19 protein-coding genes are annotated in these 23,386 nt (G+C 65.5%); 11 read left to right on the plus strand and 8 right to left on the minus strand.

The genetic code is table 11. The annotated features are described in order from the left end of the window. The first annotated feature begins 95 nt into the window (after positions 1-95). Positions 96-728, plus strand: coding sequence for a DUF2865 domain-containing protein (locus AAFG50_RS04455; protein ID WP_028175498.1), 633 nt, complete (start codon positions 96-98; stop codon positions 726-728). 223 nt (positions 729-951) lie between these two features. Here the strand turns inward: AAFG50_RS04455 and AAFG50_RS04460 are convergent, their stop codons facing one another. From AAFG50_RS04460 to AAFG50_RS04470, 3 genes are all read right to left on the minus strand, one after another. After that, on the minus strand, positions 952-1,665 hold the full coding sequence (locus AAFG50_RS04460; protein ID WP_039187209.1) for a class I SAM-dependent methyltransferase: 714 nt from the start codon (positions 1,663-1,665) through the stop codon (positions 952-954). Further along, on the minus strand, positions 1,662-2,120 hold the full coding sequence (locus AAFG50_RS04465) for an Rrf2 family transcriptional regulator (RefSeq protein ID WP_011090697.1): 459 nt from the start codon (positions 2,118-2,120) through the stop codon (positions 1,662-1,664). Before AAFG50_RS04465 ends, AAFG50_RS04460 begins: the two co-directional genes overlap by 4 nt. Before the next feature lie 410 nt (positions 2,121-2,530). Continuing rightward, positions 2,531-4,552 (minus strand): YgiQ family radical SAM protein, encoded by a 2,022-nt coding sequence (locus AAFG50_RS04470; RefSeq protein WP_028175500.1) that lies wholly within the window; start codon positions 4,550-4,552, stop codon positions 2,531-2,533. Between the two features lie 401 nt (positions 4,553-4,953). On the opposite strand from AAFG50_RS04470, the gene AAFG50_RS04475 reads away from it, so the two are divergent. After that, positions 4,954-5,118 (plus strand): hypothetical protein, encoded by a 165-nt coding sequence (locus AAFG50_RS04475; protein WP_165448180.1) that lies wholly within the window; start codon positions 4,954-4,956, stop codon positions 5,116-5,118. A 6-nt stretch (positions 5,119-5,124) separates the two neighbouring features. Here AAFG50_RS04475 and AAFG50_RS04480 read toward each other — a convergent pair whose 3' ends face one another. Together AAFG50_RS04480 and AAFG50_RS04485 are read right to left on the minus strand one after the other, a co-directional pair. After that, positions 5,125-5,805 carry a GntR family transcriptional regulator gene (locus AAFG50_RS04480; protein WP_028175501.1) on the minus strand — a complete coding sequence of 227 codons (681 nt, stop codon included), beginning with the start codon at positions 5,803-5,805 and terminating at the stop codon, positions 5,125-5,127. A 26-nt stretch (positions 5,806-5,831) separates the two neighbouring features. Beyond that, entirely contained in the window at positions 5,832-7,244 is a 1,413-nt protein-coding gene (locus AAFG50_RS04485) for an FAD-binding oxidoreductase (protein WP_028175502.1), read from the minus strand. Positions 7,245-7,422: 178 nt separating this feature from the next. On the opposite strand from AAFG50_RS04485, the gene AAFG50_RS04490 reads away from it, so the two are divergent. From AAFG50_RS04490 to AAFG50_RS04525, 8 genes are all read left to right on the plus strand, one after another. Then, positions 7,423-8,307 (plus strand): dihydrodipicolinate synthase family protein, encoded by an 885-nt coding sequence (locus AAFG50_RS04490; RefSeq protein WP_028175503.1) that lies wholly within the window; start codon positions 7,423-7,425, stop codon positions 8,305-8,307. A 213-nt stretch (positions 8,308-8,520) separates the two neighbouring features. Further along, positions 8,521-10,842 (plus strand): TonB-dependent siderophore receptor, encoded by a 2,322-nt coding sequence (locus tag AAFG50_RS04495; protein ID WP_028175504.1) that lies wholly within the window; start codon positions 8,521-8,523, stop codon positions 10,840-10,842. Positions 10,843-10,844: 2 nt separating this feature from the next. Then, positions 10,845-12,041, plus strand: coding sequence for a PepSY-associated TM helix domain-containing protein (locus AAFG50_RS04500; RefSeq protein WP_028175505.1), 1,197 nt, complete (start codon positions 10,845-10,847; stop codon positions 12,039-12,041). Positions 12,042-12,116: 75 nt separating this feature from the next. Beyond that, the gene (locus AAFG50_RS04505; RefSeq protein WP_028175506.1) at positions 12,117-13,349 is read left to right on the plus strand and encodes a rhodanese-like domain-containing protein; all 1,233 of its coding nucleotides are present in this window, start codon (positions 12,117-12,119) and stop codon (positions 13,347-13,349) included. Between the two features lie 318 nt (positions 13,350-13,667). Continuing rightward, positions 13,668-14,912: a phosphoglycerate dehydrogenase gene (gene serA / locus AAFG50_RS04510; RefSeq protein WP_028175507.1), complete on the plus strand. Its 1,245-nt coding sequence runs from the start codon at positions 13,668-13,670 to the stop codon at positions 14,910-14,912. 111 nt (positions 14,913-15,023) lie between these two features. Beyond that, positions 15,024-16,043, plus strand: coding sequence for a patatin-like phospholipase family protein (locus AAFG50_RS04515; RefSeq protein WP_028175508.1), 1,020 nt, complete (start codon positions 15,024-15,026; stop codon positions 16,041-16,043). 3 nt (positions 16,044-16,046) lie between these two features. Further along, entirely contained in the window at positions 16,047-17,501 is a 1,455-nt protein-coding gene (locus AAFG50_RS04520) for an SLC13 family permease (protein ID WP_028175509.1), read from the plus strand. 98 nt (positions 17,502-17,599) lie between these two features. After that, positions 17,600-19,261 (plus strand): tannase/feruloyl esterase family alpha/beta hydrolase, encoded by a 1,662-nt coding sequence (locus AAFG50_RS04525; RefSeq protein ID WP_028175510.1) that lies wholly within the window; start codon positions 17,600-17,602, stop codon positions 19,259-19,261. 60 nt (positions 19,262-19,321) lie between these two features. Here AAFG50_RS04525 and AAFG50_RS04530 read toward each other — a convergent pair whose 3' ends face one another. Further along, positions 19,322-19,849: an Hsp20/alpha crystallin family protein gene (locus tag AAFG50_RS04530; protein ID WP_028175511.1), complete on the minus strand. Its 528-nt coding sequence runs from the start codon at positions 19,847-19,849 to the stop codon at positions 19,322-19,324. Between the two features lie 212 nt (positions 19,850-20,061). Between AAFG50_RS04530 and AAFG50_RS04535 the strand changes: the two genes are divergently transcribed. Then, positions 20,062-20,541: a host attachment family protein gene (locus tag AAFG50_RS04535; RefSeq protein WP_074077605.1), complete on the plus strand. Its 480-nt coding sequence runs from the start codon at positions 20,062-20,064 to the stop codon at positions 20,539-20,541. 18 nt (positions 20,542-20,559) lie between these two features. Here the strand turns inward: AAFG50_RS04535 and AAFG50_RS04540 are convergent, their stop codons facing one another. After that, positions 20,560-22,059 (minus strand): MDR family MFS transporter, encoded by a 1,500-nt coding sequence (locus AAFG50_RS04540; protein ID WP_231166707.1) that lies wholly within the window; start codon positions 22,057-22,059, stop codon positions 20,560-20,562. A 61-nt stretch (positions 22,060-22,120) separates the two neighbouring features. Next, positions 22,121-23,368 carry an HlyD family secretion protein gene (locus AAFG50_RS04545; RefSeq protein ID WP_039187204.1) on the minus strand — a complete coding sequence of 416 codons (1,248 nt, stop codon included), beginning with the start codon at positions 23,366-23,368 and terminating at the stop codon, positions 22,121-22,123. Between the last annotated feature and the right edge of the window lie 18 nt (positions 23,369-23,386).

Below are 23,386 nucleotides of genomic sequence, written 5' to 3' on the forward strand. Positions count from 1 at the left end.
CTATTTCTTTCCCCTTCTGCGCCCAGCTTAGAGCGCGTTTCGTATCCACGATTGCCGCAAGCGCTCTTTGTGCTGAAGAGAGTTCGTTGCGTCCGGTGGAGCAAGCGATGCGTACCGAATCGTGCTTTCAGCGCAAGCTGCGCCGCATGCTTGTTGCTGTCGCCATCGTTGGCCCCGTGGCGCTGACGCCCGAAATGAGTGCGGCCGAAGGCTTGCTTGATTTCTTTTTCGGTGGCGGCCAGAAGCAACAGCAGCAGACCTCGTCTTTTGATCCGCAATCACCACCGCCGCGGCCGGTCGTCGTAAGCGCGGGACCTGCCTTCTGCGTGCGCAGTTGCGACGGCAAATATTTTCCGCTGATGCGCGGCGCGGCCTCGCCGGCGCAGATGTGTAAGGCCTTCTGTCCGGCAAGCCCGACCAAAGTTTTCTTCGGCTCCAGCATTGACAGAGCCTATGCCGCAACCGGCGAACGCTACGCCGATAGCGAAAACGCCTTTGCCTATCGGAAGGCGCTGCGCGCCGATTGCACTTGCAACGGCCAAAGCCCCGCCGGTCTTGCATCAGTCGATCTCGCGATGGACGGCTCGTTACGCTCGGGCGACGCGGTCGCCACCGCTGACGGGCTCGTCGCTTATTCCGGCATACGGGTCGGTAACGACCAGAACCCGGATTTCACGCCGCTTCCGGCGGCGACCATCACGCGGAAGCCGGTGCCCGCGCGCGACTAGCGCGTAGATGCGGATTGATGTTGCAATCAATGTCCGACGATCACCTCTTGCAGAGCTTCTTCCGTTGTTGGCCCTTTGCCGACTCGCAGGAGCGTACTGGCCATGTCTGGTTTTGAAGGCAGAACGGACACCGCCTCATTCGCGGGCTAAGGGATCATGTCTGCACGTCCCGGCGGGTCCCGGCTTTCCATGAATGCGCGCCGTGTCGACGAAGCGTGACGTCTCAGGCGTATGCCACCCAGCCGCGGAAGGTGAATCCGGCGTAGAACAGGGTCGGCTCGGAGAAGCCAGCGTTCCGCAGAATTGCCTCATCCTGCGCGGGCGTGAGGATCTCCAGATGGTTGGTGACGGCGTCGCGCGCGGCAGCCGCCTTGTCCGGCTCGACGCCGGATGCGGCCAGGAACGCCGAATATCGCGATAGCCACAGCGGCCGCTCATCGTCGCGATCAGGGATGCTGAAATGAGCGATCACGAAGGGCGCGCCCGGCTTGAGGCGGCGGCGGATTTCGGCGGCAATGCGACGCCGTTCCGCGGCATCGACGAAGTGCAGGGTCAACAGGCACGTGGCGCCGTCGAACGGCCCCTCCGGGGCAGCGTCGACATAGCCCCGGTGGAGATGCGCGCGCGAAGCGAGCGGGCCCAACGTTTGCCGCGCGAGATCGAGCATCGCCGCCGAGGGGTCCACACCGTCGAAGGTCCAGCGCGGCTGCGCCTGCGCAAAGGCTCTCAACTCCAGGCCGCCACCAGCGCCGAGGGCGAGGATTCGCGCGTCTTCACGCGCGCGCTCGGCCAGCAGGATCGCCGCCATGGACAGCATGGAATTGTAGCCGGGAACGAACCGCGGCGGCCCTTCCGTGTATTTCGCCACTGCTTGCGGATCGGAGAACATGGCTTGAATGTCGGTCATGAGGTTGCCTTGCTGAACGGAGCCGATCACGCGTGATGCGCGCTGATGTCGCGGACCTTGCGGGCCCCGAGCCGCTTGCGCAGATCATCGCCCAGCATCGCCAGCGTCACTGCACCGAGGCGCGACAGCAGCAGCGCCTCGGCATCTTGAAAGGTCCGATCCAGGGCGGCATTGACGGCCTGCTCGACGAGACAGCCCGGCGCCTCGGTCCGGTTGCCCATTGCCAGAAGCGGGGGATTGCCGAGCGCGGTGTAGACGTCGCGCAGCGTCACCTTCGACAGGTCGCAGGCCAGCGTCCAGCCGCCGCCATGCCCCTTCTCGGAGCGGACGTAGCCGAGGTCCCTGAGGCCCGCCATGATGCGCCGGATCACCACCGGGTTGGTGTCCATCGCCTTCGCCAGGGTCTCGGACGTGAAGGGGCCAGGCTGCTGCGCCATGTGGAGAAGGACATGGAGCACGCCGGATAGACGGCTGTCTCGTTTCATGTAACTTCATATGTTGCATGATGGCGCCGAGGTCAAGGGGTCTCGGTGTGTGCGGTACGGAGCGAGCGCTCATCGCCCGGCGTGTAGATTGGATTCCAATCGATGGACTGGTTCGACTATCGTTTGGAGCATGATCCGCACAGCGCGTCGAACAGGCGCGAAAAAGCTCGCGCGCGGGACGCTGTGTGAAGCTTGACGATATCGATACGGAGTGGCGCCGGAGGCTTGCTCATCCCAGGCGCCCGACGATGCCATCCTGCTCCTGTCTTGCCCGACGGGTCAACGTCGGCGCAAAGCGCGTAAGCCATTGATCCCGCTCATGCAGGCTACTGTGCATGGGGTTGTTTTCTACATTTTTGTTTTGGGAGTACGAAAGCGCCAGGCCGAACCGGATCTCATCCGGCTCTTGCCTACTTCATCACCCGCAGACCCTTGGTCGTGAACCGCTGCGTCTTGCCGCCGGGGCGCACGGGCCGCCTTGTGCCGGCGGCCTTGCCGGTGCCGGGCGGCTGGTGTGCTGGCACGAGCTGGTCGGGGCGGGAGCCGATCAGGTCGGCGCGGCCCATCGCCTTCAGCGCCTCGCGCAGCACGGGCCAGTTGTCGGGGTCGTGATAGCGCAGGAACGCCTTGTGCAGGCGGCGCTGGCGCAGGCCCTTGATGGCCTCGACCTTGCCGCTGCCGCCATGACGCACGCCGCGCAGCGGATTGACGCCGGTGTGATACATCGCGGTCGCGGTCGCCATCGGTGAGGGCAGGAAGGTCTGCACCTGGTCGGCGCGATAGCGGTTCTTCTTGAGCCAGAGCGCGAGGTTCATCATGTCCTCGTCGGTCGTGCCCGGATGCGCCGCGATGAAATACGGGATCAGGTAATATTTCTTGCCGGCCTGCTCGGCCGCGGCATCGAACATCCGCTTGAACTGGTTGTAGGCGCCGATGCCCGGCTTCATCATCTTGTCGAGCGGGCCGCGCTCGGTATGCTCCGGCGCGATCTTCAGGTAGCCGCCGACGTGATGGGTGACGAGCTCCTTGATGTATTCCGGGCTCTCCACCGCGAGGTCGTAGCGCACGCCGGAGGCGACCATCACCTTCTTGATGCCCTTGGTCTCGCGCACCTTGCGATAGAGCCGGATCAAATCGTCATGCGACGTGTTGAGGTTCGGGCAGATCTCCGGGAAGACGCAGGACGGCCGCCGGCACGCCGCCTCGACCTTCGGGTCCTTGCATGCCATCCGGTACATGTTGGCGGTGGGGCCGCCGATGTCGGAGATCACGCCGGTGAAGCCCGGCGTCTTGTCGCGGATCTTCTCGATCTCGCGCAGAATAGAACCCTCGGAGCGATTCTGGATGATGCGGCCCTCATGCTCGGTGATCGAACAGAAGGTGCAGCCGCCGAAACAGCCGCGCATGATCGTCACGGAGAACTTGATCATGTCCCACGCCGGGATCTTGGCATCGCCGTAGGACGGATGCGGCGCGCGCGCGTAAGGAAGATCGTAGACCGCGTCCATCTCGTCGCTGGTCAGCGGGATCGGCGGCGGATTGAGCCAGAGATCGCGGTCGCCATGACGCTGCACCAGCGGCCGCGCATTGCCGGGATTGCTCTCCCGGTGCAGCACGCGTGACGCACGCGCATAGGCTTCCTTGTCCTGCTCGACCTGCTCCAGCGCCGGCAGGCGAATGACGGTCGCGCCCTTCTGGCGGGTTGCGCCTTCGTCGGCGGAGTCGAGATCGTCGGCGTGCAGCTCGGAATAGTCTTCGGGCACGCGGCGGAACAGTGCGACGCCCCTGATATCGTCGAGCTCGCGCGGTGCCTCGCCGGCGGCAAGACGGTTCGCCACTTCGACGACGGCGCGCTCGGCATTGCCGTAGAGCAGCAGATCTGCCTTGGCGTCGGCCAGCACCGAGCGGCGCACCTTGTCGGACCAGTAGTCGTAGTGCGCGATCCGGCGCAGCGATGCCTCGATGCCGCCGAGCACGACCGGGACGTCCTTGAACGCCTCGCGGCAGCGCTGGGCGTAGACGATGGTGCAGCGGTCCGGCCGCTTGCCGCCTTCGCCGCCTGCCGTGTAGGCATCGTCATGGCGCAGGCGGCGGTCCGCGGTGTAGCGGTTCACCATGGAGTCCATGTTGCCGCCGGTCACGCCGAAAAAGACTTTCGGCTTGCCGAGCGCCTTGAACGGCTCGGCCGAATGCCAGTCCGGCTGCGCGATGATGCCGACCCGGAAGCCTTGCGCCTCCAGCAGCCGGCCGATGATCGCCATGCCGAAACTCGGATGGTCGACATAGGCATCGCCCGTCACCAGCACGATGTCGCAGGCATCCCAGCCGAGCGCGTCCATCTCGGCGCGGCTCATCGGGAGAAACGGCGCCGGCTTGCGCGGGCGGGCCTGGGCCATCAGAGGCTTTTCGGCGGCGATGATCTGGGTGTCCATGGCGCATACGCATAGGACTCCGGAGGCGCGAATACAACCGATCGCTGGGCTGTCTTCGACGATTCCGGTTCCCGCGTGGCGCGCAATTCGGCAACGCCAGTCGCGCGGGCAGCGTCAGCGGACTGTGATGGAGCAATCGCAGATCCGATGCCGGCCGCGGTGAGAACCCGGACGACGGATCGCTCATATGATGGGCAAGGAAGCTTCTGACGGCGGTCAGCTGGCGCCGACTGTTCCGTCGGCCCCGCGTTGCGGTTCATTTGCAGGAACCAACCGCCCCCGCGAACATTCTGATGAAGGCACCGGCGCGAGCTCTGCTCGCGCGCGCCGCGACGATCCCGGCGCCAGTGCCCGCAACCGGATTTTTGCCTTGATGCTCGATTCGGGGCGATGGGGGACTTGTGAGTACGGTCATAGAGAACTTGCTGGCGCGGAAGCAGAAGCTCGTAGAGGAGCTCGAGACGGCGCAAACCATCGAGGACCGCGACAGGATCGAGCATCAGCTCGAGCAGATCAACACCGCGCTGGATTTCCTGGACAGGCCTGGTCCGAAGGACGGGCGGTAGAACCGCTCAATCCACTTTCAGCGCCTCCACCTTCAGAGCCTTGGCGTAGACCACGCCCGAATTGGTGATGTGCGTGGTCATCAGCGCTTCGAAAGCCGCAAACGCGCCGCGCGCGAACAGGTCCAGCAACTTGCGGTGCTCGTCGAAGGACGTGCGGGTGCGCACGTCGATCGGCGAGGTCAGATTGGTGCGCAGCGCCGCGACGCGGCCGGAGACGAGCTGGTAGGATTCGACGAGGTAGCGGTTGCCGCAATGGGTGAACAGCGCCTCGTGGAACGCGGCATCGGCGCGGCCATAGGCGATGTTGTCGCGGGCCGAGACCGCCGGCTCCATCGCCGCGATCGCCTCGCTCATCGTCGCGACCGCACCGTCGCGATCGTGGCGGAAGGCGAGTTCTGCGGCCTTGGGCTCCAGCGCGATCCTGAAAGTGCAGAGCGCGGCGATGTCGTCCGCGCTCGGGGTGAAGACAAAACTGCCGACCTGCGGGCGGATCACCACGAGTCCCTGCGCCTGCAACTGGCCCATCGCCTCGCGCACCGGCGTCCGGCTGACGCCGAAGGAATTCGCCACCATCTCCTCGGAGATCGCAGCGCCGAGCGCGAACTCGCCGTCGATGATCGCCTGCCGCAGCCGCTGCATCACCCGCTGCGACAGCGATTTCGGCGTATCGAGCTTCAATGATCTCATCGGCGCTCCCATCACTGTGCAGTCGGTCAGATCACCTTGCCGGGATTGAGCAGATGATCGGGATCGAGCGCGGCCTTCAGCGTCCGCATCAGCGCGATCTCCGCCTCGCTCCTGGCATGGCCCAGCCATTTCTTCTTCAGCGTGCCGATGCCGTGCTCGGCGGAGACGCTGCCGCCCATCTCGCGCACGAGACCGTAGATGATCGCGTCCATCTCCTCTTTCGGCTGCTGCTCGACGGAAAGCCCGGTGACCCAGGACACCAGGTGCAGATTGCCGTCGCCGATATGGCCGTAATAGACGCTCTCGCAGCCCTTGATGCCATTGGCGAGCGCGGCCTTGCAGCGCGTGACGAACTCGTCCATCTGCGCCACCGCAAGGCCGATGTCGTAGGAGATGTGCGGGCCCAGCACCTGGCCGAACTCGGCGCAGATGTCGCGCACCCGCCAGAAGGCTTGCGTCTGCGCCAGCGATTGCGCGACGGCGGCATCGGCCAAGAGCCCGCGCTTCATCAATTCCTCGAGCCAGCTCTGGAAGCGCGGCGCATCCAGGCTTTCGTCGGTGCCTTGCGCTTCCACCAGCACGTAGAGTCCGTGGCCTGCGGCGACCGGCGGCTTCACGCCGGCGCGCGTCGTGATCACGTCCCAATAATCCGGCCACATCACCTCGAACGCCGACAGCAGCGGGCCGAGCCCGCTGCGCGCGGCGTCCAGCAGTGCGATCACCGCCGCATAATCCTTCAGCGCGCAGAGCGCCGCCATGGTCGAGCGCGGCTTCGGGAACAGTTTCAGCACCGCGCGGGTGATGATGCCGAGCGTGCCTTCCGAGCCGATGAACAGATGCTTCAGGTCGTAGCCCGCATTGTTCTTCATCAGCTTGTTGAGATTGGTGATGATGGTGCCATCAGGCAGCACCACCTCCAGGCCGAGCACCAGCTCGCGCGTCATGCCGTAGCGGATCACGCGGTTGCCGCCGGCATTGGTGGAGAGGTTGCCGCCGATCGCGCACGAGCCGCGCGAGCCGAGGTCGAGCGGAAAGAAGAAGCCGGCCTCGTCCGCGGCCTTCTGGATCGTCTCCAGCGGCGTGCCCGCCTTCACCGTCATCGTCATCGACGCGCGATCGATCTCCTCGATGCCGGTCATGCGCTCCAGCGAAATCGCGACCCAGCCCGCTTCAGGCGAGGCACCGCGGCACAGCCCGGTCAATCCGCCCTGCGGTACGAACGGCAGATGCGCCTTGCGGCAGGTCAGAATCGCATCGGCAACGCCCTGCGCATCGAGCGGACGGATCACCGCCCGCGGCGCTTGCGGCAGGCTCGCGCTCCAGTCGTTGCAATTGCGCGCAGGCACATCGGTGCCGGTCAGCACGGCGGCCGCGCCGAGCTTGTCGCGCAAGGCCGCGAGCAATTGGTCGGGACGCTCCACAGGGGTCACCATGTCCATGCAAGACCTCCTCAAAATCTGGCCGCGTCTGTCGCGCGCCTGCTGCGCGACGGGGATTTGCGTCTGTCTTGTATGTAAGGTACAAGGTGAAAAGTAAAGCAAAAACAAGTCTCCGCTGAGCCCGGAAGATCGTTATGGATCAGAGGCTTAGTCCGAGACCGCAGCAAAGGGTGGTGTGATGATGGAGGCAATTCGCGGGTTCTGGGTGGCGTCGGCGACGCCGCTGGCGACCGACGGTGGCGTGGATCACGCCCGGCTCGCCGCCCACGCCAAGCAACTCTTCAGCAAAGGCGTCGACGGTGTCGTGCTGTTCGGCACCACCGGCGAGGGTACCTCCTTCAACGTCGCCGAACGCGTCGCGACCATCGAAGCCATGCTCAAGGCCGGCGTCGCGCCGGCGCGCATCGGAATCGGCGGTGGATTTCCCGCCATCAGCGACAGCATCGCGCTGACGCGCGCCGTGCTCGGCCTCGGCCTGCGGCACGTGCTGCTGTTGCCGCCTTACTTCGACCGCAGCGTCACGCCCGAGGGTATCGAGGATGCCTTCGCTGCGATCATCGATGGCGTTGCCGACGATCGCCTGCGTGCCTCGCTCTATCACATCCCGCAGATCTCCGGCGTTGCGATTCCGACCACGGTCGCCGCAAGCTTGCGCAAGCGTTACGGCAAGCTGGTTGCAGGCTTGAAAGACTCCAGCGGCGACTTCAAGCAGTTTCAGGCGTTCCGCGCCGCCGCGCCCGAGCTCGCCATCACCGTCGGCAACGAAGCCGACATCGCCCGCGCCATCGCCGCCGGCGGCGCCGGCACCATCTGCGGCATGGCGAATGTTGCGCCGGAGCTGGTCAAGGCGATGATCGACGGCAAGGATGTCGAAGCACGCATGCAGGCCGCGATCGACGTCGTGGTGAAGACGCCATCCTTCCTCGCAACGCTGAAGGCGATCCTTGCGGCGCAGACGGGCGATGCAGCGTGGCTGCGCGTGCGCCCGCCGCTCCTGGCCTTGTCGGACGGCACTGCGTCCAAGCGGAAGCTCGACGAACTGATGGCTCCTGCCGTCGTGTGAAATCCCGCAACGTTGCGACAAGCCGCCGCGGATTTCGCGCGCAGCGTGTCGCGATCGGCGCGAGAGCAATCCTTGATTGCTGTTCCGCGTCCATCCGCGCTTAGAACCATTCAACACTAGAGGGATTCAAGCCCGCCTACGGTTCTCTTCATTCGCAACGGCTGTTAGACGCGCCAGCTTCAATGCTGTGTCTGACTTGGAAGTGAATCGAAAGTGCGTGCTCATCTGGGTGGCCGCGTCAGCGGTCATCGAATTCGTGCCGGCGGGAGCCGTGCAGGTCTTCTCATCGGAGCAGCCGTGCTGCTCGCCGAATATCCCTCCAACACGACGAGCGCGCAGGCGCAATCGGCCCTGCCGCCGGTGACGGTGGAGGCGCCGGCACAGCGGCCGAAGCCGGCGCGTGCATCGGAGGAGACTTCACGCCGCACCCAGACCGCCGCGCGCCAACGCAATCGCAATGCCGCGCCGGCAGCGCCGGCAATATCCGAGCGCGCGGCCGCGGAGGCCGCCGCGCAGCAAGCCGCCAAGCTCGGCTACCGTGCGATGCCGAGTGCGACCACGCTGCGCAGCGGCGCCTCGCCGCTCGATACCTCGCAGGCTGTCAACATCGTTCCCGAGCAGGTGTTGAAGGACCAGCTCCCGCGCAACATCGACGACGCGCTGATCAATATCAGCGGCATCACCCAGACTAACACGCTCGCCGGCAGCCAGGACGCGGTGATCCGCCGCGGCTTCGGAGACAACCGCGACGGCTCGATCATGCGCAATGGCATGCCGCTGGTGCAGGGCCGCAGCCTGAACGCCGCGGTCGAAAGCGTCGAGGTGCTGAAAGGACCGGCCTCGCTGCTCTACGGCATCATGGACCCCGGCGGCATCGTCAACACCATCAGCAAGCGCCCCGAGCTCTACCAGCACGGCTCGGTGACGCTGCTCGGCTCGGCCTTCAGTGCCTTCAAGACCGGCGCCGACGGCCTGCTCGACGTCACCGGTCCGATCGGCGACCAGGGCCTTGCCTATCGCTTCATTGGCTACGGCGTCAGCGAGGATTACTGGCGCAATTTCGGCCGTCACCGCGAGATGCTGGTCGCGCCGTCGCTGGCCTGGTACGGCCAGGACACCACGGTCCAGCTCAACTACGAGCATCGCGAGTTCATCTATCCGTTCGATCGCGGCACCGCATTCAATCCGGTGACGAAAGCGCCGCTGGCAGTTCCAGCCGACCGCCGGCTCGACGAGCCCTTCAACAACACATGGGGCACCTCCGACCTGATGCAGGCGTCGGTCGAGCACCGCTTCAACCAGGATTGGAAGCTCTACGCAGGCTATAGCTACAACACCGAAACCTTCAGCGCCAACCAGCTCCGCATCACCGGCATCAACTTCACGACGGGTGCCGAGACGCGCAGCAATGACGGCACAGGGAGCTCGCTCAGCAATGTCAGCTACGGAACGTCCTACATCTCCGGTGGCTTCTGGCTCGGCAACATGCGCAATGACGTGGTGTTCGGCGGCGACGGCCAGTATCGCACTATCTACCGCGACGTTCTGATCCGGCAGGCAACTCCCGCCTTCAATGTCTACAATCCCGTCTACGGGCTGATCGGGCCGGGGACGACGGCCTCGAACAGCGACAGCGCCCAGACTGACAAGCTCGGCCAATGGTCGTTATTCTTCCAGGACACGCTGCATCTGACCGAACGGTTCGCGCTGGTCGGCGGCGTGCGCTACATGGACTACGACCAGATCGCCGGCCGTGGAAAGCCGTTCGTCACCAACACCAACGTGTCCCAGGACAAGGTGCTTCCGCTCGGCGGCGCCATTTTCAAGCTGACCGACCAGGTCTCGCTTTATGCGGGCTATACCGAGTCATTGAAGCCGAACTCGACCATTGCCCCGATCGGCGTCACGATCGACTCCAACGTCGCGCCAGAAGAAGGCGTGTCATACGAGACTGGCGTGAAGTTCGATCTGAACAAGCGCATCTCCGGTACGCTTGCGCTCTACGATCTCGACAAGAAGAACGTGCAGACGACGAAGACGAACAGCGCGGGCGTGGTGGAGCTCCACACCGTCGGCCGTGCCCACTCGCGCGGCATCGAGTTGGACGTCACCGGCAGGCTCACCGACAGCTGGGCCTTGATCGGCAGCTATGGCTACACCGATGCGCGGGTGACGGCGTCCGAAGATCCGACGCTCTACGGCAAGAAGCTGCAGAACGTCGCGCTGAACACGGCCTCGCTCTATCTGGTCTATGATTTTGGCACAGCCTTGCCGGGTCAGCTCCGGCTCGGTGGCGGCGCGCGCTATGTCGGCGACCGTCCCGGCGATTCGACCAACACCTTCTTCCTGCCGTCCTATGTCGTCGCGGACATTTTCGCGACTTACGAGACCAAGTACGTGCAGTTCCCGGTCGTCTATCAGTTCAACGTCAAGAACCTATTCGACACCGTCTATTATCCTTCTGCCGTCAACAATCTGAACGTCGCCATTGGCGATGCTCGCCGTGTCTCTCTGTCGGCGACGGTGAAGTTCTAACGATGGCAGCGCGGCTGGGGCACACCATCAAGGCCGTCCTGCGTCAGGTCCACTCCATCGCGGGCCTCGCGCTCGCGCTGCTGCTGTCCCTGATCGCGCTGACCGGCGCGATCATGAGCTTTGAGGACGAGATCGTCGACCATCTGAACGCCAGCATCATGCAGGTCTTGCCGCGGTCCACGCCGGCGCTGATGCCGGACGAACTGGTCGCGCGGCTGAAGGCGGCGCAGGCTTTCGGCAAGGTCTCGGCCGTCACTCTGTCGAGCGATCCGGCCGCGGCGGTGCATGTCCGCTTTGGCCGCGATGAGCAGGGCGGGCGGCCGGCTTCGCTCTATCTCGACCCCTACGACGCGCGCGTGCTGGGTTCGCCGCGGGGCGAGGAATTTTTCGCGACCGTGCGCAGGCTGCATCGCTGGTTGCTCATCCCCGGCGATGCCAAAGGCTGGGGGCGCCAGGTCACCGGCGTGGCCGCGCTCGGCCTGATCGTCATGCTGGTTTCGGGTCTCGTGCTGCGCTGGCCGCGCCGTGCCGGCAGCGTGAAGATGTGGCTGAAGCCCAATCTCGGACTCAGCGGACGCGGTCTGCACCGAACGCTGCATGCGGTGATCGGCACCTGGGTTCTTCCGATCTATCTGGTGATGACGCTCACCGGGCTCTGGTACTCGTTCGATTGGTACAAGGACGGCGTCGCCTGGCTTCTGTCGCGCCCGCATGTGGCAGCCGCGAAGATGCAGCCCAAGATGCCTGCAAAGGCGCCGCGCGTGGCGGCCGTTTCCGAGCCGGCCCGGCCGATCGGATTCGACCAGGCATGGACTACGTTCAAGCGCGAGGAGGGCGACCGCTTCTCCAGGGCCCTGCTGACGCTGCCCGCCGGCCCCGGCACGGCGATACGGATCCGGTCGTGGGGCAAGGATTCGACGCTCGAGGCCACGCGCGACGAATTCCGCGTTGATGCCGCTACCGGTCAATTGGTCGCCGCGGATCGCTACGCCGACAAGACCTTCGGCGAGAAGATCATCGCGGCCGTGTACGACATCCATCGTGGTGCGATCCTGGGGTGGCCGGGCAAGCTCGCGTTCATGATTGCCGCGGCCTTGATGCCGCTATTCGCGATCACCGGTCTCCTGCTCTACCTGTCGCGCCGCAGGTTGCGGCGTCCTGCGCAGCCGCCGCTCGGGCTCCTCGTTCCCGGCGAGTGAGCTGCGCCGGAAAGACTAGCCAACTCGCCTGCGATCGTTCAAAAGCCCATGGCCTGTCCTCTCAAGGTTCACGCCATGAAGCTTTCGACCGTCACCCCCGCCGACATCCGCCGCGCGCTGCTGCTGCGCGAGGAGATCGCGCTGCTCGATCTCAGATACGAGGCCGCCTTCGCCACCGGCCATCCGCTGTTCGCGGCCAACATGGCCGCGGACCGGATCGCGATTGAGGCCGAGGTGAGACTGCCGCGCAAGGACGTTGCGGTTGTGCTCTATGATGACGGTGAGGGTTTGGTCGCGGCGGGCGCAGAGCGCCTTGCGGCGCTCGGCTACAGCAATGTCCGTGCGCTCGATGGCGGGCTGAGGGCCTGGCGCGATGCGGGCTATCAGGTGTTCGAGGACGTCAATTCCTATTCGAAAGCGTTCGGCGAGCTGGTCGAGGCGCGACGTCACACGCCGTCGTTCAGTGCCGACGAAGTGGCAAAACTGATCGCGGACAAGGCCAACATCGCGATCCTCGACGTCCGCCGCTTCGACGAATATGCGACCATGAACATTCCGGGCTCGGTCAGCGTGCCCGGCGCGGAACTTGTGCTGCGGGCAGGCCAGGCCGCGCCCGATCCCGACACCACCATCATCGTCAATTGTGCCGGCCGCACCCGTTCGATCATCGGCACCCAGTCGCTGATCAATGCGGGCGTGCCCAACAAGGTGCGGGCGTTGCGCAACGGCACCATCGGTTGGACGCTGGCGCGGCATGCGCTCAACCACGGCGCCGACCGGCGCGGCGCGATCGGGCCGTTCGAGGGCGGCCCGGCCAATGCCCGCGACGTCGCCTATCGCGCCGGCGTCCGCCACATCGGCGCAGGCGAGGCGGCGACGCTCGCGGCGCAGACCGATCGCACGCTCTACCGCTTCGACGTGCGCGATGCGGAGGAATACGCGGCCGGCCACCTTCCGGGCTTCCGCCATTATCCCGGCGGCCAGCTTGTCCAGGAGACCGACATGGCCGCACCGGTGCGTGGCGCACGCATCCTCCTGACCGACGACAAGGGCGTCCGCGCTGACATGACGGCATCCTGGCTCGCGCAGATGGGCTGGGAGGTGTACGTGCTCGAAGGCGGCTATGACGGCGCGCTGGAGGTCGGTCCGCCGCTCGTGCTGCCGAAGCCGGATCCGGCGCACCGCTATCGCCGTCCCTATGAGGGGACCGATGTCGCGGAAGGTGCGATGCAGGCCTATCTCAATTGGGAGTATGGATTGGTCGAGCAGCTGCGGCTTGACGGGACGCACGGGTTCTATGTGATTTGATTGGCGCTATCCGTCACCCCCGCGCAACGGCGAAGCCGTTGTCGCTGGAGGTGGCCGCTTCTTCATCGGCCCTCGAAGGGCGACGGCCCGGCTGTATCGGGGCCGTTCATCCTTCAAGGCTCCCCATGGGACGCATAGCGTCCCATGCCTCGCACCTCGGGATGACGGGGCGGCTATTGTGCGTGCGGGGATGACGGAGCTGGTGGGATGCCAGGCACACCCGCGCCCCGCCATCCTCTCCCCGTATCTAACCCCTATTGTGCTGCGCACCGTCCGCGGTTTATGAGCTGCGGCAAAGCCGCCATTTTAGGAGATTCTATGCCAGCCCCAGGCCAAAGCCCTGAGCGGAGCGCGAAGGCGCTGCTGCTCGAAGGCGTCAATGACAGTGCCGTGGACCTGTTCCGGAGCGCGGGCTTTGCCAATGTCGAGCGGCTGACCAAGGCGCTGGACGGCGAGGCGCTGCGTCAGGCGCTCAAGGGCGTGTCGTTGCTCGGCATCCGCTCGCGCACCCAGATTACCGACGACGTGCTGGCGGCCGCCGATCAGCTCCTTGCGGTCGGCTGCTTCAGCGTCGGCACCAACCAGGTCGATCTGCTGGCGGCGCGCAAGCGCGGTATTCCCGTCTTCAACGCCCCGTTCTCCAACACGCGCAGCGTCGCCGAACTCGTGATCGGCGAGATCGTGATGCTGCTGCGGCAGATTTTCCCGCGCTCGGTCTCGGCCCATGACGGCGGCTGGGACAAGTCCGCGACCGGCAGCCGCGAGGTGCGCGGCCGCACCCTCGGCATCATCGGCTACGGCAATATCGGCTCGCAGCTCTCGACCCTGGCCGAGGCCATGGGCATGCGGGTGATCTATTATGACCGCACCGACAAGCTCCGCCACGGCAACACCGAGCCGGTCGAGAAGCTCGAGGAGCTGCTGGCGCAGAGCGACGTCGTCAGCCTGCACGTGCCGGAGACGCCGGAGACATCAGGCATGATCGGCGAGAAGGAGCTGCGGGCGATGAAGCCGGGCTCCTTCCTGATCAACAACAGCCGCGGCACCGTGGTCGATCTCGATGCGCTGGCGCGCGCCTTGCGCGACGGTCACATCGCCGGTGCCGCCATCGACGTGTTTCCGGTCGAGCCGTCGTCGAATTCCGATCGTTTCAAGAGCCCGGTGCAGGGCCTCGGCAACGTCATCCTTACCCCGCATATCGGCGGCTCGACCGAGGAGGCGCAGGAGCGCATCGGCGGCGAGGTCGCGCGCAAGCTGGTCGACTATTTCATCACCGGCTCGACCATGGGTGCGGTGAACTTCCCGGAGGTGCAGTTGCATCTGCGTCCCTCCGGCGCGCGCTTCAGCCATGTCCATCGCAACGTGCCGGGCATGCTGCGGCGGCTCAACGAGGTCTTCCTCCAGCGCGACATCAACATCGCGGCGCAATATCTGGAGACCGCCGGCGACCTCGGCTACGTCGTGCTCGATGCCGATCTCGGCGGCCAGGATTCGGGCGAATTGCTCCAGCAGATCCGCGCTCTCGACGGCACGGTCGGCGCAAGGCTGGTATTCGAGCACTAAACGGCCCCACGTTCCGGTTGCATCTTTTGGCAACTGCTCTCACACTGCGCTCGAATTCGACGTGGTCAAAAATCGCGTCGAATTTGAGCTTCAGTTGCGTGAGTGTCCGCCATGGAACGGGACGCCGTACTGATTGATCTCGCGCTTCAGGGCGGCGGTTCGCACGGCGCCTTCGCTTGGGGCGTGCTCGACCGCCTGCTGGAAGAGAGATGGCTCACGATCGCCGCGATCTCCGGAACCTCCGCAGGCGCGATGAATGCGGCGGTGCTGGCGGATGGCTGGACGGCCGGCGGCGCCGAGGGCGCGCGCGAGGCGCTCGAACAATACTGGCGCCGCGTCTCCAGGGCCGCTGCCTTCAGTCCGCTGCAACGCTCGCCGCTCGACCGGCTGATGGGACGCTGGACCCTCGATACGTCGCCCTTCTACATCCTCACCGATCTGATGTCGCGCGTGCTGTCGCCCTACGACCTCAATCCAACCGGCTACAATCCGCTGCGCGCGGTGCTGGCCGAGAGCATCGATTTCGAACGCCTCGTGCGTTCGCCGATCCAGCTGTTCATCACCGCGACGCGGGTGCGCACCGGACGCGGCCGCATCTTCCGCAACGCGGAGATCACGGCGGATGTGCTGCTGGCATCGGCCTGCCTGCCGACCATGTTCCGTGCCATCGAGATCGACGGCGAGCCCTATTGGGACGGCGGCTTCGCCGGCAATCCGACAATCACGCCGCTGGTTCGCGAGAGCGACGCGCACGACACCATCCTCGTCCAGATCAATCCGACCGAGCGGCCGGAGGAACCGCGGACAGCGGCTGAAATCCTCAACAGGCTGAACGAAATCTCGTTCAACTCGCCGCTGATGAAGGAACTGCGGATGATCGCGCTGCTGCGCCAGGCGGCCGACCCCGGCAGCGGCGAAGGCGCGCGCTGGGCGAAGATGCGGACGCACCGGATCAAGAGCGACATGCTGACGAAGTTCGGCGCGTCGTCGAAACTCAACGCGGAATGGGAATTCGTCTCGATGCTGCGCGCCGAAGGGCGCATGGCCGCGGACGCGTTTCTCGCCGAGCATGGGGCCGACATCGGCCGGCAATCGACCGCCGATCTCGACGTCCTCCTGGCGGAGTGCTGAGGCATGGGTCTTCTCGGCCTCCTCGTCGGGCTCGGCCTGCTTGTCCTGTTTGCCTTTCGCGGCTGGAGCGTGCTTCTGCTCGCGCCGTTCGCGGCACTCGTTGCTGCCCTGTTCGGCGGCGAACCGTTGCTTGCGAACCTGACGCAAGTCTTCATGGTGAATGCTGCGGGATTTCTGGCGCAGTTCTTCCCGATCTTTCTGCTTGGTGCCGTCTTCGGCAAGTTGATGGATGACAGCGGCGCGGTGACGTCGGTCGCCGGCTTCATGGCGGAGCGCCTTGGCGAGCGGCGCGTGATCCTGGCGGTCGTTCTCGCCGGCGCGCTGGTCACCTATGGCGGCGTCAGCCTGTTCGTCGCGTTCTTCGTCATCGTTCCCATGGCCCGCTCGCTGTTTCGCGCGGCTTCGATTCCGCGTCGCCTGATCCCGGCCGCGATCGTGCTGGGAACGTCGACCTTCACGATGTCGGCCCTGCCAGGCACGCCGTCGATCCAGAATGCGATCCCGATGCCGTTCTTCGGGACGACGCCGTTCGCCGCACCGGGCCTCGGCATCACCGCCTCCCTCATCATGCTCGGCGCGGGATTGTGGTGGCTGCATCGCGCCGAGGCAGCAGCCCGCCGCGCCGGAGAAGGCTATGGCGACGATGCCGACGGCTTGATCGAGCAGGCCGCCGCCGACGAACTCGTGCGCGAGCGCGCAACGACCGCGCGCGAGTTCGATCCGGCTGAACTACAACACGGTCATCGCAGCGACCGGCCTTCGCCCGTGCTGAACGCCATCGCGCCGCTGGTCGTCGTCGTCACCGTGAATCTGGTGATGTCGCTGGTGGTGCTGCCGCGGCTCGATGTCAGCTATCTCGCCGAGCAGCGTTTTGGCGAAACGTCGCTCGCGGCCGTCGCGGGCGTGTGGTCGGTCGCGGTGGCGCTGGCGACGGCCATCGTCACCACCATCGCACTGAACCGTGCCCGCCTGCCGGCGCTTCGCCGGACCATGGACGCCGGGGCCAATGCGTCGGTGCTGCCTGCGTTCAGTGTCGCCAGCCTCGTCGGATTCGGTGCCGTCGTCGCCTCGCTGCCGGCGTTCACGATCGTGCGCGACTGGGTGCTCGCGATCGAAGGTGGTCCGCTGGTCTCGCTCGCCGTCGCGACCAACATCCTGGCCGCGCTGACCGGGTCGGCATCGGGCGGGCTGACCATCGCGCTCGAAGCGCTCGGCCCGACCTATGTCGAACTCGCCGCACGCACCGGGATCGAGCTCTCGCTGATGCATCGAGTCGCGGTGATCGGCTCGGGGACGCTGGACATCCTGCCGCACAATGGCGCGGTGGTCAGCCTGCTCGCGATCTGCGGCCTGACGCACCGTGACAGCTATTTCGACATCGTCATGGTCGGCATCGTGACGTCGCTGCTGGCGCTGGTCGCCGTGATCGCGCTGGGCAGCGCGTTCGGATCGTTCTGATCAAAATGCGAACGTGAGCGATTGACGGAACGTTGAAGGTTGCATTCAATGCGGCCAACTGGCCAAATCCGACAAACAGCGAACGCCGGGTGGAAACGATGACGCGAAAGAGAGCGAAGCTGTGCGCATGGCTCGTCGGCGCGGCGGCGGCAATGGGCGCGAGCGGCGCGTCGGCGGTGACGTTGGTGGAGGATGCCGACACGGTCTGCAAGGGGCTCGTCGGCGGCGTCGATGCCGTGAAGATCGATTCTGCGACGTTGCAGGCGCCGTCGCAACTCGCTGTTGCGGAGCGCGGCCCGACACCATCGGGGCGCATCACGCCGGCCAATCCCGGCTTCTGCAAGGTGCTCGGCCATATCGATCCCGTCGATCCCAAGGCGCCGCCGATCAAGTTTCAGGTCAACCTGCCGGTCGAATGGAACGGCCGCTCGGTGCAATATGGCGGCGGCGGCTTCAACGGCGTGCTGATCACCGGCCTTTCGCTGCCGCCGGCCTATCCGTTCGACAAGCCCTCGCCGCTCGCGCGCGGCTTCGTCACCTACGGTACCGATTCCGGCCATGAGTCCAGGCCGGGCGAGCCGCCGCAGGTGTTCGCGCTCAACGACGAAGCCTTCGAGAACTTCGCCCATCGTGCCTACAAAAAGGTTCGCGACGTTGCCGTCGCGCTGATGCAGCGCGCCTACGGCAGGACGCCCGAGAAGATGTACTTCATGGGCTCGTCCGAGGGCGGTCGCGAAGGCCTCACCATGGCGCAGCGCTACCCCGATGATTTCGACGGGATCTTTGCCCGCGTGCCTGTCATCAACTGGGTCGGCCTCCAGCATGCCGGCACGCGTTCGGGCCTCGTGACCATGGGCGAGGGCTGGATCAATCCGGCGCAAGTCAAGCTCGTCGGCGATGCCGTGCGCGCGGCGTGCGACAAGGCCGACGGTTCCGTCGATGCGCTGGTGCAGGATCCCGTATCCTGCAAGGCGGCATTCAAGGTCGAGACGCTGCGTTGTGAGGCCGGCAAGAGCGGCGATCAGTGTCTCACCGAGGCGCAGATCAAGGCGGTCAACACGCTGCATGCGACCTACAAGTTCCCGTTCGCGCTCGCCAACGGTCTCGACGACTATCCGGGCTGGGGCGTGTCGGGTGAGGACACGCCGGCGGCCGGTCCGACCGGCGGCTGGGTCGCGTGGTGGCTCGGCACCGCGCCGCCGGCGCAGCCGCCCGCGCCCAACAACGGCATCGCCTGGATCTACGGCGCCGGCGGCATCCGGTATGTGTTCGCGCGAGATCCCAATCTCGACGTCACGACCTACAAGCCGGAGGCGCACAAGGCGCGGTTGCTCGAGGTCTCCAGCCTGATGGACTCGACCGACCCCGATCTCAGCCGCTTCCGCGCCCGCGGCGGCCGGCTGATCATGCTCGAGCACATGGCCGATTATGCGCAGAATCCCTATGCCGGCATCCGCTATTTCGAAAGCGTCGAGCGCCTGATGGGCTCGGCGACGACGGAGTTGTTCGCAAGGCTCTACACCGCGCCTGGCGTCGACCATGTCGGTTCCGGCGCGCCGGCCAATGTCGACATGCTGAGCGTGCTGGTCGACTGGGTCGAGAACGGCAAGGCGCCCGGCGACCTGGAGGTCACCGAGCAAAAGGTCGAAGGGCCGTTGTTCGCGGTGACGCGGGCGCTGCCGCTGTGCCGCTGGCCGGCCTGGCCGCATTACAAGGCGGGTGCGGTGACGGAGGCGTCGAGCTATTTCTGCGCGCAGTGAGATCAGCGCAAATCCCGCGAGGCCGCTGCGCCTTGGCGGCCTCGCGCCGATGCCTGGGGGTCAGGCCGCCTTGACCTCGATCTTCTTGGCGGGCTTCTGCGCTTCCGCCGTCTTCGGCAGCGTCACTTTAAGCACGCCGTTTCTGAACGACGCTTCGATCTTGTCGGCTTCGACATCCTTGGGGAGGCCGAAGTGGCGTTCAAAGGAACCATAGCGTCGCTCGGAGACGTAATAGTCCTTCTGCTTCTCCTCCCTCTCGAATTTCTTCTCGCCCTTGATGATGAGCCCGTCATTGGCGACGTTCACCTCGATGTCCTTCTCGTCCATTCCGGGCAATTCGGCCGTGATCTCATAGGCCTTGTCGCTTTCGGTGACATCGACGGCCGGTGTGCTCACGAGCTTCTGTGCCAAATTGCGCTCGAAGCCGGCGAGCGAACGGAACGGGCGGCGCCAGAAATCGTCAGTGCCGAAATCCTCGAACAGCCGATCGACTTCCTTGCGGAGCGCCTCGAACGGTCGCCACGTTTCGCCGCCAAATGCGGGTTCGTTGGTTTTCTTGGTGACGGGGAGCTTGGTTTCGTTTGCCATGATCTCTCTCCTTCAGAGATAGAGCTCGTTCAATGCGCCAAACCTCCATCGGTGCTTAGAGCCTGTCCTTGATTTGTCTCAAATTCGGAAGCGCGGCCGCAGTGGCCAGGATGCGAGCTCGGGCATGCAGACATCGGTAAGTATTGCGGACCGTTTTTCGGCGACTGACTCGCATTGATTTGAGTTAACCTCGTCGGCAAACGAGAGTTTGAATGTTCGGCTGGCAACGCCGGAGCATCGATATGAGGCTGCTGAACATCCCTCACAACGCGCTCGTGTTTGTTGGCGACGGCCGCAAGGCCCTGTTCCTGCGCAACGACGGCAATCCGTTGCATCCAAGCCTGAAGATGGAGCAAGTGCACGAGGATGAGAATCCGCCCACGCGTGAGCAGGGCACCGATCGTCCGGGCCGCTTGAATAGCCCAATGGGACAGAGAACCGCGGTCGAGGCCGCCGACTGGCACCATCTCGAGCAGCATCGCTTCGCGCGGCGCGTGGCAGGCGCAATGGAACAGCTCGTTCGCGAGCGCGACGTGAAGGCGCTTGTTGTCGTGGCCCCCCCGCGAACGCTGGCCGATCTGCGCGAAGCCCTTCATGCCGACGTCAAGGCGCGCATCATCGCCGAGGTCCACAAGGATCTCACCAGGCATCCGATCGACGAGATCGCGCAGCATCTGACGGCAGAGCACTGAGGACGTCAACGGAACGGCTCAATGCGCCGGCCCACCCGCCGCCTTCACCCGCCGCGTCAGCAGGACCGCGATCGCGGCGAGCACCAGCACGACGCCGATCACCGCAAAGGTGTCGGAATAGCCCATCACCAGCGCCTGGCGCTTCACGGTCTTGCCGAGCGCGATGATGGCCTGCTCGCGCGCGGCATGGGGGTCGGGCACGCCGTGCGCGATGAAGTAGTCCGTCATCTGCGCGATGCGGCTGCGGACCTCCTCGCGGCCGAGCGTGACCGACTGGCCGATGATGTTGGAGTGGAATTGCTCGCGCTTGGTGATGATGGTGGCAAGCGTCGCCGTGCCGATAGCGCCGCCAAGGTTGCGGAACATGTTGCTGATGCCGGAGGCTGCGGCCGCATCCTGCCGTGCGATGCCGCCCGTCAGCACCGAGGTCAGCGGCGTCAGTACCATCGCCTGCCCCACGGCGCGCACGATGTTCGGGATCCAGAGCTGGTCGCCGGCATAGTCCGGCGACATCGCCGTGTTCATGAAGCAGCTGTAGGCGAAGATCAGAAGGCCGGTGATCGCGATGTAGCGCGTGTCGAAGCGCTGCATCAGTTTCGGGATCAGCGGGATCAGCACGAGCTGCGGCAGGCCGGTCCAGGCCAGCACGTTGCCGATCTGCTCGGCGTTATAGCCCTGCGCCTGGCCGAGATAGGCGGGCAGAATGTAGACCGAGCCGAACAGCGCGAAGCCGACCATGGTCATCGCGAGCGTGCCGAAGCCGAAATTGCGCTGAGCGAGGAGGCGCAGCCGGATCAGCGGCTTCTCGATCGTGAGCTCGATCGTGACGAACAGCGTCAGGCTGACGGTCGCGATCACCGCGAGCTTGACGATGAAGGGCGAGGAGAACCAGTCGTCCTTGTTGCCTTCCTCCAGCACCGCTTGCAGCGCCGACAGTCCGATCGCCATGGTGACGATGCCGGCCCAGTCGCCCTCCTTCAGGAGGCCGAGCTGCATCTTCTGCTTCTCCAGCGTCAGATAGAGCGCCGCCACCATCACCGCGGTCGGGATCACGTTGACGAAGAAGATGGTGCGCCAGCCGTAGGTTTCGGTGAGATAGCCGCCGATGGTCGGGCCGATCGCCGGGGCGAAGGTCACGGACAGCGCAAAGATCGCGAGCCCCACCGGCTGCTGCGGCTTCGGCAGCTTGGTCAGCACCAGCGTGAACGCCATCGGGATCAGCACGCCGCCGGCAAAGCCTTGCAGTCCGCGCATCGCGATCATCGACGGCAGATCGTGCGTGAAGGCGCAGGCGACGGAGAAGGCGGCGAACAGCGACGCGCTCGCCAGCATGTAGCGGCGGAACGAGAACACGCGGCTCAAATAGTCGGTCAGCGGGATCACGATGATCTCGCCGATCAGATACGACGTCGAGATCCAGGAGCCGTTGTCCGCGCCGGTGCCGATGCCACCCTCGATGTTGAGCAGCGAGGCGTTGGTGATCTGGATGTTCAGGATCGCCATGAACGAGCCGATCATGGCGGCGAGCACGGCGATCCAGGTCGCGGCGCTCGCGCGGGCGGGATCGGCGACGGCGCGATCAGGCGTCGCGGCCGGTGCTGCTTGCGTCGAAATTGAAAGGCTGTTTGACATGGCACGACCCTCCGGAGACGAGCTTCGCTTTGGGCGCGGCGGCCGCATTCGCGGCCGGCGCGGTCGAACGTGTTGCAATGGTCGGGATCACGGACATGCCGGGCCGGAGCGCAATCGCAGGTCCATGCGCGGCGTCGAGCGCGATCCTGACCGGGATGCGCTGCACCACCTTGGTGAAATTGCCGGTGGCGTTGTCGGGCGGCAGCAGCGCGAATTCCTGGCCGCTGGCGGGTGCGATGGAATCGACGCGGCCGTGCACGATCTGGCCCGGGAACATGTCGACCTCGATGTCGACGGCCTGTCCCGCCTGCACGTGGGTGAGCTGCGTCTCCTTGAAATTGGCGACGACATAGGCGCCATCAGTCGGCACGATCGACATCAGCTGCGTTCCCGCCTGCACGAACTGGCCGACGCGCAAGGAGCGGTTGCCGACGACGCCGTCGATCGGCGAGATCACGGTGGTGTAGCCGAGGTTCAGCTCGGCCTGGTGCTGCACGGCTTCCGCGCGCGCGGCCGCCGCCTTGGCCTGCACGATCTCGGCCTTGAGCAGGTCGACCTGCTTGAGAGCGGAGGCGAGGTTGGCGGTGTCGCGTTCGAGCGTCGCCTGCGCCGAGGCGATGCGCGATTGCGCCTGCTGCGCATTCTGCACGCTGCCGGAGCCGGTCGCGGCGAGATCGGTGTAGCGCTTGTTGTCCTGAGCGGCGAAGGTGAGGGCGGCCTGGTCGACGTCGAGCGTGGCGCGCGCGGCCTTGATCACCGCCTGCTGAACCTCGAGCTGCGCTTCCTTGCTGGCGATCGTCGCGTTCGCCGCCTGCACATCGGCCCTGGCCTGGTCAAGCGCGACGCGGAAGTCGCGGTCGTCGATCCGGGCCAGCACCTGACCGGCCTTCACATGCTCGTTATCGGCGACCAGGACCCGGTTGAGATAGCCGCTGACCTTCGGCGCGATCGTGGTGTTGTCGGCCTTCACATAGGCGTCATCGGTGGAGACGAGGTACTGGCCGACGGTCCAGTAGTCGTAGCCGTACCAGCTGGCGCCGGCCAGCGCGACGGCTGCGGCTCCCATCAGCAACAGCTTGCGAAAATTGAGCTTTTTCCGGCTTGCCTGGACCGGCGCGGCGGGCAGGACCCCCTCCAGGGCGGTCGTTGGAAGGGCGGTCTGGGCGGCAGCAGTCGGGGTGGTGTGGACGGTCATGGCCGGCTCCCCTGAATT

It is taken from the genome of Bradyrhizobium sp. B039, assembly GCF_038965675.1.
Classification (GTDB): Bacteria; Pseudomonadota; Alphaproteobacteria; order Rhizobiales; family Xanthobacteraceae; genus Bradyrhizobium; species Bradyrhizobium diazoefficiens.

Coding starts and splice junctions, on each gene's coding strand:
- AAFG50_RS04465 (WP_011090697.1), bottom strand. CDS start 2,120: ATGAAACGAGACAGCCGTCTATCCGGCGTGCTCCATGTCCTTCTCCAC.
- AAFG50_RS04470 (WP_028175500.1), bottom strand. CDS start 4,552: ATGGACACCCAGATCATCGCCGCCGAAAAGCCTCTGATGGCCCAGGCC.
- AAFG50_RS04480 (WP_028175501.1), bottom strand. CDS start 5,805: ATGAGATCATTGAAGCTCGATACGCCGAAATCGCTGTCGCAGCGGGTG.
- AAFG50_RS04485 (WP_028175502.1), bottom strand. CDS start 7,244: ATGGACATGGTGACCCCTGTGGAGCGTCCCGACCAATTGCTCGCGGCC.
- AAFG50_RS04490 (WP_028175503.1), top strand. CDS start 7,423: ATGATGGAGGCAATTCGCGGGTTCTGGGTGGCGTCGGCGACGCCGCTG.
- AAFG50_RS04500 (WP_028175505.1), top strand. CDS start 10,845: ATGGCAGCGCGGCTGGGGCACACCATCAAGGCCGTCCTGCGTCAGGTC.
- AAFG50_RS04505 (WP_028175506.1), top strand. CDS start 12,117: ATGAAGCTTTCGACCGTCACCCCCGCCGACATCCGCCGCGCGCTGCTG.
- serA (WP_028175507.1), top strand. CDS start 13,668: ATGCCAGCCCCAGGCCAAAGCCCTGAGCGGAGCGCGAAGGCGCTGCTG.
- AAFG50_RS04515 (WP_028175508.1), top strand. CDS start 15,024: ATGGAACGGGACGCCGTACTGATTGATCTCGCGCTTCAGGGCGGCGGT.
- AAFG50_RS04520 (WP_028175509.1), top strand. CDS start 16,047: ATGGGTCTTCTCGGCCTCCTCGTCGGGCTCGGCCTGCTTGTCCTGTTT.
- AAFG50_RS04525 (WP_028175510.1), top strand. CDS start 17,600: ATGACGCGAAAGAGAGCGAAGCTGTGCGCATGGCTCGTCGGCGCGGCG.
- AAFG50_RS04530 (WP_028175511.1), bottom strand. CDS start 19,849: ATGGCAAACGAAACCAAGCTCCCCGTCACCAAGAAAACCAACGAACCC.
- AAFG50_RS04535 (WP_074077605.1), top strand. CDS start 20,062: ATGTTCGGCTGGCAACGCCGGAGCATCGATATGAGGCTGCTGAACATC.
- AAFG50_RS04540 (WP_231166707.1), bottom strand. CDS start 22,059: ATGATCGGCTCGTTCATGGCGATCCTGAACATCCAGATCACCAACGCC.
- AAFG50_RS04545 (WP_039187204.1), bottom strand. CDS start 23,368: ATGACCGTCCACACCACCCCGACTGCTGCCGCCCAGACCGCCCTTCCA.